Here is a 14,238-nt window from a genome sequence, read left to right on the forward strand (position 1 = left end):
TAGAGTAGTGTTGATTGCTCAATCGTTGCTGGCGCATCGCCGTCCGTAGACGCGCGATTCGCTTTGATCTGCTTGCGCTGATCAGTAAGTTCGCCGCGATTATTCGCGGCTGTATTGTTGACGTTTTGCTGTTCAGTTTTCAAGGTTCATGTTTGCTGTCGTTCTTGACGACTTTTATTATATTAAAGCATGTTTAAATATATGTCAACGCATTTCCGAAACTTTTTTCAAATAAACTTTCGAGCTTTGGCAAACTGTTTGATTTCAGATCGAAAACCTTTTAGGCACAGCGTTTGTAGCCAACCTTCAAAAGATTGCTCGGGCATAAAAAAACCGCTTCTTGCCGAATGGGCAGGAAGCGGAACTTTTCTGAAAAATCATTTCTTTGCGTCAGCTGCTTGTGCTCTTCGCGCTGCCTTGCGCGCCTCAAGCTTCAAGCGGTCTTCTTCCGACTTCTCATTATACTTCGGCAAGACGAGCAGTTGGTACGCATTCACCGCAAGCAACGGGAACAACAGCAAGGTCACCCAACTGTCGACGTTCCCCGCTCTTACCATCAAGGCAGGCAACCATTCCAAAGTCGTGACGACAATCATGAAAAACAGCGCTGAGATGAATGTCGATTTCGTCGTCCACTTCGCTTTGAAGTAAGCCGTGGTGAATGACACCGTCAAAAGAATAATGAGGAGGGCAGCATAAAGCACTCCTTGGCCGCTTGTCTCTACGTTCGGGAGAAAGCGGAAGGCGATCAAGTCGAAGATCACGACAGCGATGATCAGCACTTGAACCCAATTCCAAAGACGCAGCGAGCGGAACATATTATGTCCGAACTGATGAATCGTCAAATATGCAAAGAAGCCCATCTGCGCAATCAAGCTCATGGTGAGCCCGACGACAATCATCCAGACAAAACCGGCAATGAATTCTCCCCACTGCCCATTTTGTACCGCCTCTGCAAAAATATCGTTCCACCGGATGAAAATACCGAGCAAGCCTGTTATTCCCCCGCCGATCAATAATGCATTTATAGAAAACTTAATCCAATTTCGTATAGTCACGTATATTGCCTCCGTTAATTTGAAATTCCTTTAAATTGTACCAACAATCCACCTGACTTGCAGTAGGAGTTGTGAACAAACCTTGAAACTCTCTTTCGGCGATATAAAAATCCGGAAACCGAAAGCCGGTTTCCGGATTATAAATCTTATTGTTTGGTTTGCTTGTCTGCAAATTGCTGGAGGACTTGTTGTGCGATGTCTCCGTAGATCTTTCCTGTCGGATGATCTGCTGCATAGACAGATGGCGCAAAGTCTTTTTCGTTCCAGTCAGGCTGGCCGAGGGGAATCTGGCCGAGCAGCGGGACTTGCAATTCTTCTGCAAGTTTCGGACCGCCGCCTTGCCCGAAGACATATTCCTTCTTGCCGGATGTTTGGCTTTCAAACCAAGACATGTTCTCGATGACGCCGAGTACTTCGTGATTGGTCTGCAACGCCATCGCTCCGGCACGGGCTGCGACGAATGCAGCAGTCGGGTGCGGTGTTGTAACGACGATTTCCTTGGAAGCCGGAAGCATCTGGTGGATATCAAGTGCGACATCGCCCGTTCCTGGCGGCAAGTCCAATAGAAGATAATCAAGGTCGCCCCACTCGACGTCACGGAAAAATTGATCCAATACTTTCCCGAGCATCGGGCCGCGCCAAACGACTGGCATATTGTCTTCGACGAAGAAGCCCATTGAAATGACTTTGACACCGAAGCGGTCAACCGGAATGATGGTATCGCCGCGCACGACCGGCGCTTTATCGATTCCCATCATGTCAGGCACACTAAAGCCGTAGATGTCTGCGTCAACGAGGCCGACTTTTTTTCCTGCACGCGCAAGCGCGATCGCCAAGTTGACGGAGACGGTCGATTTTCCGACGCCGCCTTTGCCGCTGGCGATGGAAATGAATTCAACTTTATTCAAAGGAGACAACAGGTCTTGTGCTTCTGATTCATTCGCTGTGCCGCGGAACTGGGCTAGCGCTTCTGGCGGCAATTCCTCAAAGCGGATCCCGACAGAGTCAGCCCCGATCCCTTTGATGGCATCCACCACTTTCATCTGCAGCTGCATTTGTTCGGGTGTGTTCGTTTTGGCAATCGCCAATTTGACGCTGACGTATTTTTTCTCTTCTTTGATTTTCACGGCCACGATGCCATTGGTTTCCGCAAGCGTTCTATGTAAAAACGGATCTTCTAAAGCTCCGACTGCTTCGCGCACTTGTGTTTCAGTTAACATATCTCTACACTCCTTATAACTTTTGCTACAGCCAAGTATACCATAGGGCTAGCGTTTTTTAATCCTTTCCGGCTTGCTTCTTCACCAGCAAGCAAACTGCTAGGAGCCGCGCGGGCCAAAGTCGAGTATATCCTGTTCGTCAAACTGGAAATCAGGCCCATAAGCCACCTCCCAATGATAGCCGTCAGGGTCTTGGAAATACCCCGAATAGCCGCCCCAAAAGACATCGACCGGCTCTTTGACGATAACCGCTCCCGCTATACGTGCCCGCTCGACCACCTCGTCCACTTCACTGCGCGACTTGGCATTATAAGCTAAAGTGATGCCAGAAAAACCCGATTTCACTGGGGGGTTGCCTTCATCGATGTCTTTCGCCAATGCCTCTAGCGGGTACAATTCCAATTTTGTTCCGGAAGTATTGAAAAAAATGATTTCCGGGTTGTTTCTCGTTTCGTCAGTCTGAAAGCCTAATTGGTCACGGTAAAACTGCACAGACCGCTCCATGTTTTGGACACCTAAGCAAATTAAATTGATGCGGTTCATCCCATCCACTCCTTTTCGGTTTGCTATAAGCTTCGCCGCCACATAAAAAAGCACCTCCCGGAAAACCGGAAAGTGCTTTGAAAAGTAATTTTAACGTTTTGAGAACTGTGGTGCACGACGAGCAGCTTTAAGACCGTATTTTTTACGCTCTTTCATACGTGGATCGCGTGTTAGGAATCCAGCTGATTTAAGTGCCGGACGGTATTCAGGGTCTACTGTAAGTAGAGCGCGTGCAATTCCGTGACGGATAGCGCCGGCTTGTCCAGTGAACCCGCCGCCTTTTACGTTTACCAATACATCGTAGCTACCAAGAGTTTCAGTAGTTACTAGTGGTTGTTTGATGATTTGCTCAAGTGTTTCGTATGGAACGTAGTCAGATACGTCACGGTTGTTGATTGTGATCGTACCATCTCCTGGTACCAAACGTACGCGAGCTGTTGAGTTTTTACGGCGACCTGTACCGATATATTGAACTTGTGCCAAAGGTGTATCCTCCTCTTAGTTACTGATTATTATCCGCGAAGCGTGTAAGCTTCAGGCTGTTGTGCTTGGTGGTTGTGCTCTGGTCCAGCATAGACATGTAGCTTTTTGAACGTTTGACGGCCCAAAGAGTTTTTAGGAAGCATGCCTTTAACTGCTAGTTCAAGCATTTTTGTTGGGTATTTCGTGCGCATTTCTAGTGCTGTGCGCTGCTTAAGTCCGCCTGTGAATTGTGTGTGGCGGTAGTAAATTTTGTCTGTAAGCTTTTTGCCCGTCAAGTGGATCTTGTCAGCGTTGATGATGATGACGTGATCGCCAGTGTCGACGTTCGGTGTGAATGTTGGTTTGTATTTCCCGCGCAAGATTGAAGCGACTTCAGAAGCCAAACGTCCAAGAGTTTGCCCTTCTGCATCGACAACCAACCATTTACGCTCTACTTCGTGACCTTTAGCCATGAATGTTGTACGCATGTATATTGTCCTCCTAATGAATCGTCTCTTTTTTTTAAAAAACTCAGTTCCAAATGTTCCATATTGGTTCCGTTGTTCCGTGTTTTCCTTATCCCTTAACACAAATAACCTTCCGGGGCATATCGTGGGGGTAATGAAAATACCATACATCATCATATAATGGATTGCGCTTTAAGTCAAGGGTATTTGGAAAAACACCAGGAAAAGTTGCTTCACCTTGAATAATGCACTTTTTCCAAGTATAAACCGTGAGCGGCCGCGGTTTTTCCAGCTGCATCCCGGTCGCGTGCGGCAACGATTTCCGCCAGTTCTTCCGGCTCTCTGCGATTTAATCCGACTTCGAGCAAAGTCCCGGCAATGATGCGCACCATATTATAGAGAAAACCCGAACCTTCGATGACCATATGCAATTCCTCGCCATGCTCTTCAAAGTCGATGCGCCAAATGGTCCTCACTTTATCGACGACATTGGTATTGGCTGCACAAAAGCTTGAAAAATCATGGGTGCCGAGGAGCGCTTGGGCCGCTTGTTGCATGCGGCTTACGTCGATAGCTTGAGGCACATGGACCAGATGATGGCGTGTGAACGGGCTGATGATTTTGCTGCGCGTCCACTTGTAGCGATAAATTTTTCCATCCGCATGATAGCGGGCGTGGAAATCCGGTGCCGCTTCCTCGATATCGTGAACCCGGATATCTTGTGGCAGCCGGACATTGAGTGCACGCATCCAGGAATCTTTCGGAATGGTGAACGGTGTATCGAAATGAATCACTTGCCCGGTTGCATGCACGCCCGAATCCGTCCGGCCGCTTGCCACCACTTCCACTTGCTGTCCTTTATGGAGTTCTTTCAATACGCGCAAGAGCTCCAGTTGCACGGTGCGGGTTTTCAATTGAATTTGATATCCCGAGAATCCGCTGCCGTCATATGCAATTGTCGCTTTTAATCGTTTCATGATAATTCTCCTTTTTGTTAAGAACGGAAATACCACAGCAATGCGGCAAAACCGGCTAGCAATACGAGGCTCATGGAATCAATGATCCGCCAATCCAGCTGGCGGTAGCGCGTACGCCCTTCTCCGCCCCGGTAGCCGCGCACTTCCATCGCCGTCGCCAAATCTTCCGCACGCTTGAACGCGCTGACGAACAGCGGGATCAATAGCGGGACGACGGCTTTGATGCGTTCTTTGATCGGGCCAGATCCGATATCCGAGCCCCGTGCCATTTGCGCTTTTAGGATTTTTCCGGTTTCATCCATTAAAGTCGGAATAAACCTGAGCGAGATGGACATCATCAACGCCAGCTCATGGACCGGCAGTTTGACGCGCTTGAACGGGCCGAGCAGCACTTCAATGCCATCGGTAATCGATATCGGTGAAGTCGTCAGCGTCAGGATGCTCGTCATGAACACGAGGACCAAGAAACGGATCGAAATGAATATCCCTTGCCGCAAGCCTTCCTCGTATATTTCAATAAAGCCGAATTCCAGCAGCAATGCCCCTTCTTGTGTAAAGAATAAATGCAGGAAAAACGTAAACGCCATTAGGATGAATACCGGCTTCAAGCCATTTATCAGGAAGTATAGGCGGATTTTCGACAAGAATACCGCAAGCAAGGTAGAGCCGAGCAAAATCGCGTAGGTAATCGCATTATTGGCAATGAATACGATCGCGATAAACAAAAACACAAAGAGGATTTTCGCACGCGGATCAAGTCGATGTACGAGCGAATCTCCTGGAATAAAGCGGCCAAAAATCATTTTCTCCATCATTTCGGCCCACGCCCTTCCTTCAGTGCTTTGGCAATGGACCGTGACAGCGCCTCTTCCGTCAATGCCAGTTCATCGAGCACTAAGCCGGTCTTCTCTTCAAACTCCCGCTGCATGCGCACCGTACGCGGCGGCTCCAAGCGGTAATCGCCGAGCTGCTCTTCATTCGCAAACACTTCCCGCACACCGCCTGTTGCGACGCATTTGCCGCTGTGCATGATGGCGACGCTATCCGCATAGCGCGCAGCGTCTTCCATGCTATGGGTTACGAGAACGGTCGTTAAGCCCTGCTGTTGATGTAAACGGTAGAACAGGTCCATAATTTCACGGCGCCCGCGTGGATCGAGACCCGCGGTCGGTTCATCCAATACAAGGACGTCCGGTTCCATCGCCAAAACGCCTGCGATGGCAACGCGGCGCATCTGCCCGCCTGATAAGTCAAACGGTGATTTTTCCGCGACTTCTTCGGGCAAGCCGAGCTGTTCGATCAAAGCGAGTGCACGGCGGCGCGCTTCTTCTTCAGGCACGCCGAAATTGAGCGGTCCGAACATAATATCTTTTACGACCGTTTCATCAAAAAGCTGTTGTTCCGGAAACTGAAAGACGATGCCGACTTTTTTGCGCACATCACGCAAGTTTTTCGCCTTGGTGCCGGCTTCTATTTTCCGGTCACCGATCAATACGCTGCCTTCTGTCGGCTGCAGCAATGCGTTCAGATGCTGCAGCACCGTGGACTTGCCGGAACCGGTATGGCCGATGATCGCGGTATAGGAACCGGAAGGAATGTGAAGCGTAACGTCTGTTAATGCGCGTTTTTCAAACGGCGTATCTTTTGCATAGCTATATCCTACTTGCTTGAGTAGTATGTCCATAATTCCTCCACCAGCTCATGTTCTGTCATAGATTCTCCGGTAATCGGCACTCCTGCCTTTTGAAGCAGATCTGCCATCCGCATTGCAAACGGCAAATCGAGCCCCATTCCGGTCAGCTCTTCGCCTGAAGAAAACACTCGTTCCGGCGTGCCTTCCATTTGCTTATGCCCGGCATTCATGACGAGGACGCGTTCAGCCAGTGCCGCCTCTTCCAAATCATGCGTGATCGACAATACCGTCAGCCCTGTCGCTTCGCGCAACTCGCGAATTGTTTCGATCACTTCGCGGCGCCCTTGTGGGTCAAGCATCGAAGTCGCCTCATCCAAAATCAACAAACGCGGTCGCAAAGCAAGTGCCCCCGCAATCGCCACACGCTGCTTCTGTCCGCCTGATAAATGGTGGGGTTCATGATCCATATAATCATCCATCTTCACCTGGTGCAGTGATTCCCGAACACGTACAACCATCTCGTCATGCGGTACGCCATTGTTCTCCAATGCAAATGCCACATCATCTTGAACTGTCGCTCCGACAAACTGATTGTCCGGATTTTGAAACACCATACCCATTTGCGAACGGATGTCCCATAAGCTCTCCTCTGACATGGTCATGTCCATCGCGCGGACGATGCCTTGCTGCGGAAACAACAAGCCGTTCATCAATTTGGCTATCGTCGATTTACCGGAGCCGTTATGGCCGACCAGCGCTACCCATTCGCCTTCTTGGATTGAAAACGATAGATCCGAGACAGCCGGTTTGACCGCTCCATCTTCCGGCGCATATGTAAATGTCACGTCTTCAAATGACAAAATAATTCCTGTCATGTGTTTCGGCCTCCTCTAAACTCGCTCTTCTCTGCTGTGCTCCATTTTTCAAGAGCTCTTCATCTAGCACGTTTAATTCGCACTGTTCACATCCCGTTTTCCGGGACATCAACACTATGAATTAAAAAGAAAATAAAAAAAGCGCGCACCTCATTCAGAGTATGCGCTTTTCTGTCTCTATAGCTCCTGCGATTGCTTAAGCCGCCGGTTGAATGAGGTGCGTAGAGCTAGACGAGACGCCGCCACTAGGGCTCGCTCATCATAACACTCAGCTTTTCATATTGTCGTATAAATCATGATGCTAAAAGAAGAGGGCTATGCACCCTCTTCTATTACATCAAATTAAACCAATTCGATAATTACGATCGGTGCGCCATCTCCGCGACGAGGCCCCATTTTCATGATGCGCGTGTAGCCGCCTTGACGTTCAGCGTAGCGTGGTGCGACATCATCGAACAATTTCTGCAAAGCGAAAATTGTGTTTTCGTTACCTTCTTCATCAGTAGAAGTCACGAGTTCACGGCGGATGTATGCTGCAGCTTTACGGCGTGCGTGGATATCTCCGCGCTTACCAAGCGTAATCATTTTCTCTACAGTTGAACGGACTTCTTTCGCACGTGCTTCAGTTGTCTGAATGCGCTCGTGTACGATTAGATCAGTTGTAAGGTCACGCAAAAGTGCTTTACGTTGAGAACTTGTACGTTGAAGTTTTCTCATTGAAGTTTCCCTCCTTTGTTGAATAGTTCGAATCCGATCAAGTGATTAGTCTTCTTTACGAAGGCCTAGTCCGAGATCTTCCAACTTCACTTTCACTTCTTCAAGTGATTTGCGTCCGAGGTTGCGAACTTTCATCATGTCGTCTTCCGACTTGTTGGCCAATTCGTGGACGGTGTTGATCCCGGCACGTTTCAGGCAGTTATAAGAACGAACAGAAAGATCCAGCTCTTCGATAGTCATCTCAAGCACTTTCTCTTTTTGGTCTTCTTCTTTTTCAACCATGATTTCAGCTGTTTGAGCCTCATCTGTCAATCCTACGAAGATGTTAAGATGTTCAGTGAAAATTTTCGCGCCAAGCGCAATTGCCTCTTTGGGACCGATGCTTCCATCTGTCCAGACATCGAGGGTTAATTTATCGAAATGAGCGAGTTGGCCCACACGGGTATTTTCCACTTGGAAATTGACGCGTGAAACTGGCGTGTAAATAGAGTCAATCGGGATAACGCCGATCGGAAGATCTTCACGTTTGTTCTGATCTGCACGGGCATATCCACGGCCGCGGTTTGCATACATACGCATGCGCAAGTGGCCATCTTTCGCGATTGTAGCAATATATAGATCCGGATTCAGAATTTCCACGTCACTATCGTGAGTGATATCTGCAGCCGTAACCGTTCCATCACCTTTTACATCAATTTCAATGACTTTTTCTTCGTCAGAGTAAATTTTCAAAGCGAGCTTTTTAATATTCAAGATGATTGAAGCCACATCTTCTTCTACACCTTCAACAGTGGAGAATTCATGCAGAACGCCATCAATTTGAATAGAAGTAACAGCCGCGCCCGGCAAGGATGAAAGTAAGATTCGACGTAAGGAGTTACCTAAAGTGGTACCATATCCACGCTCAAGAGGTTCAACAACAAATTTGCCGTATTTGGCGTTGGTGTTGATCTCAACCGTTTCAATTTTTGGTTTTTCTATTTCAAGCATTCAGTTTACCCTCCTTCAAAACGTCGGTATTTTCGTTGCATCAAGAATTCGATAGTCACAGACTTTCGCTACGATTCAGAACACAGTTAGTAAGTCGTGATGTTCAAAAACGATTTCAGATCAACGATTATACGCGACGGCGTTTTGGTGGACGGCAGCCGTTGTGAGGAACTGGAGTTACGTCTTTGATTGCAGTAACTTCCAATCCAGCAGCTTGAAGTGCACGGATAGCAGCTTCGCGACCTGAACCAGGACCTTTAACAGTTACTTCCAAAGTTTTCAAACCGTGTTCCATAGAAGTTTTTGCAGCAGTTTCAGCAGCCATTTGAGCAGCGAATGGAGTAGATTTACGTGATCCACGGAATCCTAGAGCTCCAGCCGAAGACCAAGACACTGCGTTACCTTGCATGTCAGTGATCGTAACGATTGTGTTATTGAATGTTGAGCGGATGTGAGCAATACCGGATTCGATATTCTTTTTCACACGACGCTTACGAGTTTGTTGTTTACGTGCCATGTTAAGAAACAACCTCCTTTACTGATTATTTTTTCTTGTTAGCTACAGTTTTACGAGGACCTTTACGCGTGCGAGCGTTGTTCTTCGTGTTTTGACCACGGACCGGAAGACCGCGACGGTGGCGGATACCACGGAAGCTAGCGATTTCCATCAAACGTTTGATGTTCATGGAAACTTCACGGCGAAGGTCACCTTCGATTTTGTATTGGTCTAGCTGTTCACGGATATTGTTCAACTCGTCTTCTGTAAGATCGCGAACGCGAGTCTCTTCAGAAACACCAGCACCAGAAAGTACTTTCTGAGCAGTAGTTTTCCCAACACCATAAATATAAGTCAATGAAATTACAACGCGTTTGTCGCGCGGAATGTCAACACCAGAAATACGTGCCATGTGTGCAATGCACCTCCTTCTTTAATTAACCTTGTCTTTGTTTGTGTTTCGGATTTTCACAGATTACCATTACTTTTCCGTTTCTGCGAATAACTTTACATTTTTCGCAGATCGGCTTAACAGATGGTCTCACTTTCATCTAACCCAACCTCCTTGGTAGTTCGGAGTGCAAAAGATTATTTAAAACGGTATGTGATGCGACCGCGTGTTAAATCGTAAGGAGAAAGTTCCACTGTCACTTTATCTCCTGGCAGAATGCGGATGAAATGCATGCGAATCTTGCCAGATACGTGCGCAAGAATCGTATGACCGTTTTCAAGCTCCACTTTAAACATCGCGTTAGGCAAAGTCTCAACGACTGTTCCTTCGATTTCAATTACATCGTCTTTCGCCATCGACCCAGTCTCCCTTCTGTATACAAATCAGGTTCTCATCTTCAAACAGTATTTGCTGATTGAATAATTCTTATCCATTCACAAGGAATGCATGAGTGACAATTGAAAGACCTTCTCCGGGTTCCTCGCTCCACTTTTGACAGCGGAGTTTGGGGGATCCGGTTGAATCAGTCTGACCCACGTATCCTCGACTGCCCGGACTGCCTTGGATGAGTTCCAAACCCGTTACACAGATGCTTCCACGAAACCCATTATACTACCTCCGATGCGGAATTGCACGGGGCAACGAGCCTCACCGGTTTTCATATAATCAGGCCTTGTTTGCTTTTGCAGCTCTCGAAAATTCATATCTCCGGTGCTCCTTAAAGCCACATGGAGGCAACTAACTGCGCCCGGCGCCGGGGACTTAGCCTCGGTCGCCCTTTAGAAGAGCATCAATGTCAGCAAATACTTTATCAATGTCCTGCTGTCCATCTATATTGCTCAACACGCTCTTGTCTTCATAGAAGTCGAGAAGCGGTTGAGTTTGTTGCATGTTAACTTCTAAACGCTTTGTGACGGTTTCAGGCTTGTCGTCTTCGCGTTGGTAGAGCTCTCCGCCATCCTTATCGCACACGCCTTCAGTTTGAGGCGGGTTGAATACGGTATGGTAAGCAGTTCCACAAACTTTGCAAATCCAACGGCCTGTTAAACGTGCAATCAATTCGTCTTGTTCAACTTGGATGTTTACGACATGCTCGATTCGTTTGCCAAGATCAGCCAGAAGAGATTCCAGCGCTTCAGCTTGAGGAACTGTGCGTGGAAAGCCGTCCAATAGGAAGCCTTTCTCACAATCCGCTTGGCTGAGTCGCTCTCGGACGATACCGATCGTCACTTCGTCAGGTACTAAAGCACCTTGATCCATGAACGACTTTGCTTTCAGGCCCATCTCCGTGCCGCCTTTGATAGCTGCGCGGAACATGTCACCTGTCGAAATATGAGGGATGTCGTACTTCTGGACAATTTCGTCTGCTTGCGTGCCTTTACCGGCACCTGGTAGACCCATTAACACAATGTTCATACGTTTTGCCCCCTCAGACAATTGGATAAGGAACGCTTGCACGTTCCCTCCATTGATTATTTCATAAAGCCTTTGTAATGACGTTTAACAAGTTGTGATTCCAATTGTTTCATCGTCTCGAGGGCTACCCCGACGACAATCAGCAAACTGGTACCGCCAATCTGTGCAGATTGAGGCAGGTTTGCGACATTGATGAAGAAAATCGGCAGCACCGAGATCACTGCGAGGAAGATAGCTCCCACGAAAGTCAAACGGTACAACACGCTTGTTAAATAGTCTTGTGTATTTTTACCCGGACGGATTCCCGGAATGTATGCACCTTGCTTTTTCAAGTTGTCCGCCACGTTTTCAGGGTTTACCTGAATGAATGCGTAGAAATACGTGAATGCAACGATCAGGGCAATATAGATGATCATGCCGACTGGACGCGTGTAATCAAACGTATTCTGGATGGCATCCGTAAACGCGTTGGCACCAAAGAAAGAAGAAATGGTTTGTGGCGTGATCATAAACGCCACTGCAAAGATTACCGGGATAACTCCGGCCGCGTTTACTTTCAAAGGTAAATGCGTTTGTTGCCCATTCGAGCTCTGGCCGCGGCCAGCTACACGTTTAGCATACTGAATCGGAATTTTACGCAACGCTTGTTGAACGTAGATGACCAATACAGTAATTGCAACAACTGCGAGTGCGAGCAATGCCATGATGGCAATGTTTATCGGAAGCTGATCGCCAGCTCCTTGGATCTGCTGCGCATATAATTGATTGATTGCTCCTGGTACTGCAGCGACAATCCCTGCGAAGATGATAATCGAAATACCGTTCCCCACGCCTTGTGCCGTGATCTGCTCACCAAGCCACAATAGAAATGCTGTTCCTGCGGTCAGAACGATGGCGATTACCACATAGGTTGCAATTGAATCATCTTGAATCAATGAGCCACCATACATTTGGTTAAAGCCGTAAGACATGCCGATCGCCTGGATAAATGCAAGAACGATGGTAAAGTAACGAGTGAATTGCGCAAGTTTCCGTCTTCCGACTTCTCCTTGTTTCGCCCACTCAGCAAATTTCGGAACGACATCCATCTGCAGAAGCTGCACAATGATGGACGCTGTAATATAAGGCATGATTCCCATCGCTAAGATTGAGAAGTTAGCTAGAGCGCCTCCACCGAAAGTATTCAAGAAACCGATCAGACCCATCTGATCAGTAGCTTGCAATACTGACGCATCAACATTCGGCACCGGAACAAATGTCCCGATACGGAAGATGATGAGCATTGCTAAAGTAAAGAAGATTTTATTTCGAATATCAGATACGCGCATAAGATTAGAGATTGTCTGAAACATTAAAGCACCTCTGTTTGTCCGCCTGCGGCTTCAATAGCTTCTTTGGCTGATGCAGAGAATTTGTGAGCACGAACAGACAATTTCTTGTCTAGGCTTCCGTTACCAAGAATCTTGATACCAGAACGCTCTTTGCTCACAACACCTGTTTCGATCAACAATGCAGGTGTAATTTCTGTGCCTTCTTCGAAACGGTTCAACACGTCAAGGTTCACTACAGTGTAGTCTTTACGGTTGATGTTCGTGAATCCACGTTTAGGCAAACGACGGAACAATGGGTTTTGACCACCTTCGAATCCAGGACGGACACCGCCGCCAGAACGAGCGTTTTGACCTTTGTGACCTTTACCGGCTGTTTTACCAGTACCTGAACCGATTCCGCGTCCGATACGCTTGCGTGAGCTGCGTGAACCTTCTGCTGGTTTTAATTCGTGAAGTTTCATGTGGTTGGCACCTCCTTCTATAGAAATCAGGGATTAAACTTCTTTAATAGTAACTAAGTGAGCGACTTTATCAAGCATTCCGCGGACTGCCGCGTTGTCTTGGTGCTCAACAGTTTGATGCATTTTGCGCAAGCCAAGTGACTGGACTGTTTTCCGTTGTGTCGGTTTAGCACCGATCACAGACTTCGTGAGGGTAATTTCTAGTTTAGTAGCCATGTAATTTCCCTCCCTTATCCGAATAGCTCTTCTTTAGTTTTACCGCGAAGTTTTGCAACTTCATCAGCACTTTTCAGTTGAGTCAGGCCGTTGATAGTAGCGCGCACCATGTTGATTGGCGTGTTAGAACCGAGGGATTTAGACAAAATGTCTTGTACTCCTGCAAGCTCCAATACCGCACGAACAGGTCCGCCAGCAATAACACCGGTACCTGGTGAAGCAGGTTTGATAAGAATCGAACCAGCACCGAAGCGTCCGGTCACGAGATGTGGAGTAGTTCCTTTAACCATTGGTACTTCGATTAAGTTCTTCTTCGCATCTTCAATAGCTTTACGGATAGCTTCTGGAACTTCTTGTGCTTTCCCAGTGCCGAAACCGACTTTGCCATTTTTGTCGCCTACAACAACTAATGCGGAGAAACGGAAACGACGTCCACCTTTTACAACTTTCGCTACGCGGTTAATCGTAACTACGCGTTCTTCAAGTTCAAGTTTGTTTGAATCAATACGACTCATGTAATGGGTCCCTCCTTCTTTTTAAAATTGTAAACCGTTTTCACGTGCAGCTTCAGCTAAAGCTTTCACACGTCCATGATATAGATAACCACCGCGGTCAAAAACAACTGATGATAAGCCGTTTTCTACAGCGCGTTTTGCAATCGTTTCGCCGACTTTAGAAGCCGCTTCGACGTTGCTTTTGTTATCAAGAGAGAAATCTTTATCTGCAGATGATGCGCTAGCAAGCGTTACGCCGTTAACATCATCGATCAATTGAGCGTAGATGTATTTGTTTGAACGGAAAACGTTCAGACGTGGACATTCAGCTGTACCCGAGATTTTAGAACGTACGCGAGCGTGACGTTTTTTACGGGATGCGTTTTTATCGAGTTTCGTAATCACTGAGGTCACTCCTTTCAGCCTGCCTA

General features: G+C 47.5%; 21 protein-coding genes. All 21 read right to left on the reverse strand.

Going from position 1 to position 14,238, the window contains the following annotated elements:
* Window positions 1–377: 377 nt before the first annotated feature.
* The 21 genes from ACFO5U_RS12755 to rplR all read right to left on the reverse strand — a co-directional run bounded on the left by ACFO5U_RS12755 (window position 378) and on the right by rplR (window position 14,212).
* Window positions 378–1,058 carry a KinB-signaling pathway activation protein gene (locus ACFO5U_RS12755; RefSeq protein ID WP_377279508.1) on the reverse strand — a complete coding sequence of 227 codons (681 nt, stop codon included), beginning with the start codon at window positions 1,056–1,058 and terminating at the stop codon, window positions 378–380.
* 146 nt (window positions 1,059–1,204) lie between these two features.
* Window positions 1,205–2,278, reverse strand: coding sequence for an Mrp/NBP35 family ATP-binding protein (locus tag ACFO5U_RS12760; RefSeq protein WP_377279509.1), 1,074 nt, complete (start codon window positions 2,276–2,278; stop codon window positions 1,205–1,207).
* A gap of 99 nt (window positions 2,279–2,377) precedes the next feature.
* Window positions 2,378–2,821 carry a VOC family protein gene (locus tag ACFO5U_RS12765; RefSeq protein WP_377279510.1) on the reverse strand — a complete coding sequence of 148 codons (444 nt, stop codon included), beginning with the start codon at window positions 2,819–2,821 and terminating at the stop codon, window positions 2,378–2,380.
* Window positions 2,822–2,911: 90 nt separating this feature from the next.
* Entirely contained in the window at window positions 2,912–3,304 is a 393-nt protein-coding gene (rpsI, locus tag ACFO5U_RS12770; protein WP_377279511.1) for a 30S ribosomal protein S9, read from the reverse strand.
* Between the two features lie 29 nt (window positions 3,305–3,333).
* Window positions 3,334–3,771, reverse strand: coding sequence for a 50S ribosomal protein L13 (gene rplM, locus ACFO5U_RS12775; protein WP_377279512.1), 438 nt, complete (start codon window positions 3,769–3,771; stop codon window positions 3,334–3,336).
* A gap of 212 nt (window positions 3,772–3,983) precedes the next feature.
* A complete protein-coding gene (gene truA / locus ACFO5U_RS12780) occupies window positions 3,984–4,727 on the reverse strand; it encodes a tRNA pseudouridine(38-40) synthase TruA (protein ID WP_377279513.1) in 744 nt (247 codons plus the stop codon).
* A gap of 17 nt (window positions 4,728–4,744) precedes the next feature.
* Entirely contained in the window at window positions 4,745–5,542 is a 798-nt protein-coding gene (locus ACFO5U_RS12785) for an energy-coupling factor transporter transmembrane component T family protein (protein WP_377279514.1), read from the reverse strand.
* Complete coding sequence (locus ACFO5U_RS12790; RefSeq protein ID WP_377279515.1) at window positions 5,539–6,411, reverse strand: energy-coupling factor ABC transporter ATP-binding protein; 873 nt, start codon at window positions 6,409–6,411, stop codon at window positions 5,539–5,541. Before ACFO5U_RS12790 ends, ACFO5U_RS12785 begins: the two co-directional genes overlap by 4 nt.
* Window positions 6,387–7,235 (reverse strand): energy-coupling factor ABC transporter ATP-binding protein, encoded by an 849-nt coding sequence (locus tag ACFO5U_RS12795; RefSeq protein ID WP_377279516.1) that lies wholly within the window; start codon window positions 7,233–7,235, stop codon window positions 6,387–6,389. The genes ACFO5U_RS12790 and ACFO5U_RS12795 overlap by 25 nt, the downstream gene beginning before the upstream one ends.
* A 342-nt stretch (window positions 7,236–7,577) precedes the next feature.
* The gene (gene rplQ / locus ACFO5U_RS12800) at window positions 7,578–7,952 is read right to left on the reverse strand and encodes a 50S ribosomal protein L17 (protein ID WP_377279517.1); all 375 of its coding nucleotides are present in this window, start codon (window positions 7,950–7,952) and stop codon (window positions 7,578–7,580) included.
* Window positions 7,953–7,997: 45 nt separating this feature from the next.
* On the reverse strand, window positions 7,998–8,942 hold the full coding sequence (locus tag ACFO5U_RS12805) for a DNA-directed RNA polymerase subunit alpha (RefSeq protein ID WP_215108188.1): 945 nt from the start codon (window positions 8,940–8,942) through the stop codon (window positions 7,998–8,000).
* A gap of 127 nt (window positions 8,943–9,069) precedes the next feature.
* Entirely contained in the window at window positions 9,070–9,459 is a 390-nt protein-coding gene (gene rpsK / locus ACFO5U_RS12810; protein ID WP_377279518.1) for a 30S ribosomal protein S11, read from the reverse strand.
* Between the two features lie 25 nt (window positions 9,460–9,484).
* Window positions 9,485–9,850, reverse strand: coding sequence for a 30S ribosomal protein S13 (gene rpsM, locus ACFO5U_RS12815; protein ID WP_058382144.1), 366 nt, complete (start codon window positions 9,848–9,850; stop codon window positions 9,485–9,487).
* A 25-nt stretch (window positions 9,851–9,875) separates the two neighbouring features.
* A complete protein-coding gene (gene rpmJ / locus ACFO5U_RS12820; protein ID WP_006828951.1) occupies window positions 9,876–9,989 on the reverse strand; it encodes a 50S ribosomal protein L36 in 114 nt (37 codons plus the stop codon).
* A gap of 37 nt (window positions 9,990–10,026) precedes the next feature.
* The gene (gene infA / locus ACFO5U_RS12825; protein ID WP_006828950.1) at window positions 10,027–10,245 is read right to left on the reverse strand and encodes a translation initiation factor IF-1; all 219 of its coding nucleotides are present in this window, start codon (window positions 10,243–10,245) and stop codon (window positions 10,027–10,029) included.
* A gap of 406 nt (window positions 10,246–10,651) precedes the next feature.
* Complete coding sequence (locus ACFO5U_RS12830) at window positions 10,652–11,305, reverse strand: adenylate kinase (protein WP_377279519.1); 654 nt, start codon at window positions 11,303–11,305, stop codon at window positions 10,652–10,654.
* Between the two features lie 56 nt (window positions 11,306–11,361).
* Complete coding sequence (gene secY, locus ACFO5U_RS12835; protein ID WP_377279520.1) at window positions 11,362–12,657, reverse strand: preprotein translocase subunit SecY; 1,296 nt, start codon at window positions 12,655–12,657, stop codon at window positions 11,362–11,364.
* A complete protein-coding gene (rplO, locus tag ACFO5U_RS12840) occupies window positions 12,657–13,097 on the reverse strand; it encodes a 50S ribosomal protein L15 (RefSeq protein WP_377279521.1) in 441 nt (146 codons plus the stop codon). Before rplO ends, secY begins: the two co-directional genes overlap by 1 nt.
* Before the next feature lie 33 nt (window positions 13,098–13,130).
* Entirely contained in the window at window positions 13,131–13,313 is a 183-nt protein-coding gene (rpmD, locus tag ACFO5U_RS12845; protein ID WP_068459713.1) for a 50S ribosomal protein L30, read from the reverse strand.
* A 14-nt stretch (window positions 13,314–13,327) separates the two neighbouring features.
* Entirely contained in the window at window positions 13,328–13,828 is a 501-nt protein-coding gene (rpsE, locus tag ACFO5U_RS12850; protein WP_377279522.1) for a 30S ribosomal protein S5, read from the reverse strand.
* 21 nt (window positions 13,829–13,849) lie between these two features.
* Entirely contained in the window at window positions 13,850–14,212 is a 363-nt protein-coding gene (rplR, locus tag ACFO5U_RS12855; protein WP_377279523.1) for a 50S ribosomal protein L18, read from the reverse strand.
* Window positions 14,213–14,238: the final 26 nt, after the last annotated feature.

The organism is Planococcus dechangensis (assembly GCF_042654465.1).
GTDB lineage: Bacteria > Bacillota > Bacilli > Bacillales_A > Planococcaceae > Planococcus > Planococcus dechangensis.

Bases quoted from the DNA above. Each gene is read 5' to 3' on its own strand.
- secY (WP_377279520.1), bottom strand. From the start codon at position 12,657: ATGTTTCAGACAATCTCTAATCTTATGCGCGTATCTGATATTCGAAAT.
- ACFO5U_RS12830 (WP_377279519.1), bottom strand. From the start codon at position 11,305: ATGAACATTGTGTTAATGGGTCTACCAGGTGCCGGTAAAGGCACGCAA.
- rplM (WP_377279512.1), bottom strand. From the start codon at position 3,771: ATGCGTACAACATTCATGGCTAAAGGTCACGAAGTAGAGCGTAAATGG.
- rpmD (WP_068459713.1), bottom strand. From the start codon at position 13,313: ATGGCTACTAAACTAGAAATTACCCTCACGAAGTCTGTGATCGGTGCT.
- rplQ (WP_377279517.1), bottom strand. From the start codon at position 7,952: ATGAGAAAACTTCAACGTACAAGTTCTCAACGTAAAGCACTTTTGCGT.
- truA (WP_377279513.1), bottom strand. From the start codon at position 4,727: ATGAAACGATTAAAAGCGACAATTGCATATGACGGCAGCGGATTCTCG.
- ACFO5U_RS12785 (WP_377279514.1), bottom strand. From the start codon at position 5,542: ATGATGGAGAAAATGATTTTTGGCCGCTTTATTCCAGGAGATTCGCTC.
- rpmJ (WP_006828951.1), bottom strand. From the start codon at position 9,989: ATGAAAGTGAGACCATCTGTTAAGCCGATCTGCGAAAAATGTAAAGTT.
- rpsE (WP_377279522.1), bottom strand. From the start codon at position 13,828: ATGAGTCGTATTGATTCAAACAAACTTGAACTTGAAGAACGCGTAGTT.
- rpsM (WP_058382144.1), bottom strand. From the start codon at position 9,850: ATGGCACGTATTTCTGGTGTTGACATTCCGCGCGACAAACGCGTTGTA.
- infA (WP_006828950.1), bottom strand. From the start codon at position 10,245: ATGGCGAAAGACGATGTAATTGAAATCGAAGGAACAGTCGTTGAGACT.
- ACFO5U_RS12795 (WP_377279516.1), bottom strand. From the start codon at position 7,235: ATGACAGGAATTATTTTGTCATTTGAAGACGTGACATTTACATATGCG.
- rplO (WP_377279521.1), bottom strand. From the start codon at position 13,097: ATGAAACTTCACGAATTAAAACCAGCAGAAGGTTCACGCAGCTCACGC.
- ACFO5U_RS12760 (WP_377279509.1), bottom strand. From the start codon at position 2,278: ATGTTAACTGAAACACAAGTGCGCGAAGCAGTCGGAGCTTTAGAAGAT.
- rpsK (WP_377279518.1), bottom strand. From the start codon at position 9,459: ATGGCACGTAAACAACAAACTCGTAAGCGTCGTGTGAAAAAGAATATC.
- ACFO5U_RS12765 (WP_377279510.1), bottom strand. From the start codon at position 2,821: ATGAACCGCATCAATTTAATTTGCTTAGGTGTCCAAAACATGGAGCGG.
- ACFO5U_RS12805 (WP_215108188.1), bottom strand. From the start codon at position 8,942: ATGCTTGAAATAGAAAAACCAAAAATTGAAACGGTTGAGATCAACACC.
- ACFO5U_RS12790 (WP_377279515.1), bottom strand. From the start codon at position 6,411: ATGGACATACTACTCAAGCAAGTAGGATATAGCTATGCAAAAGATACG.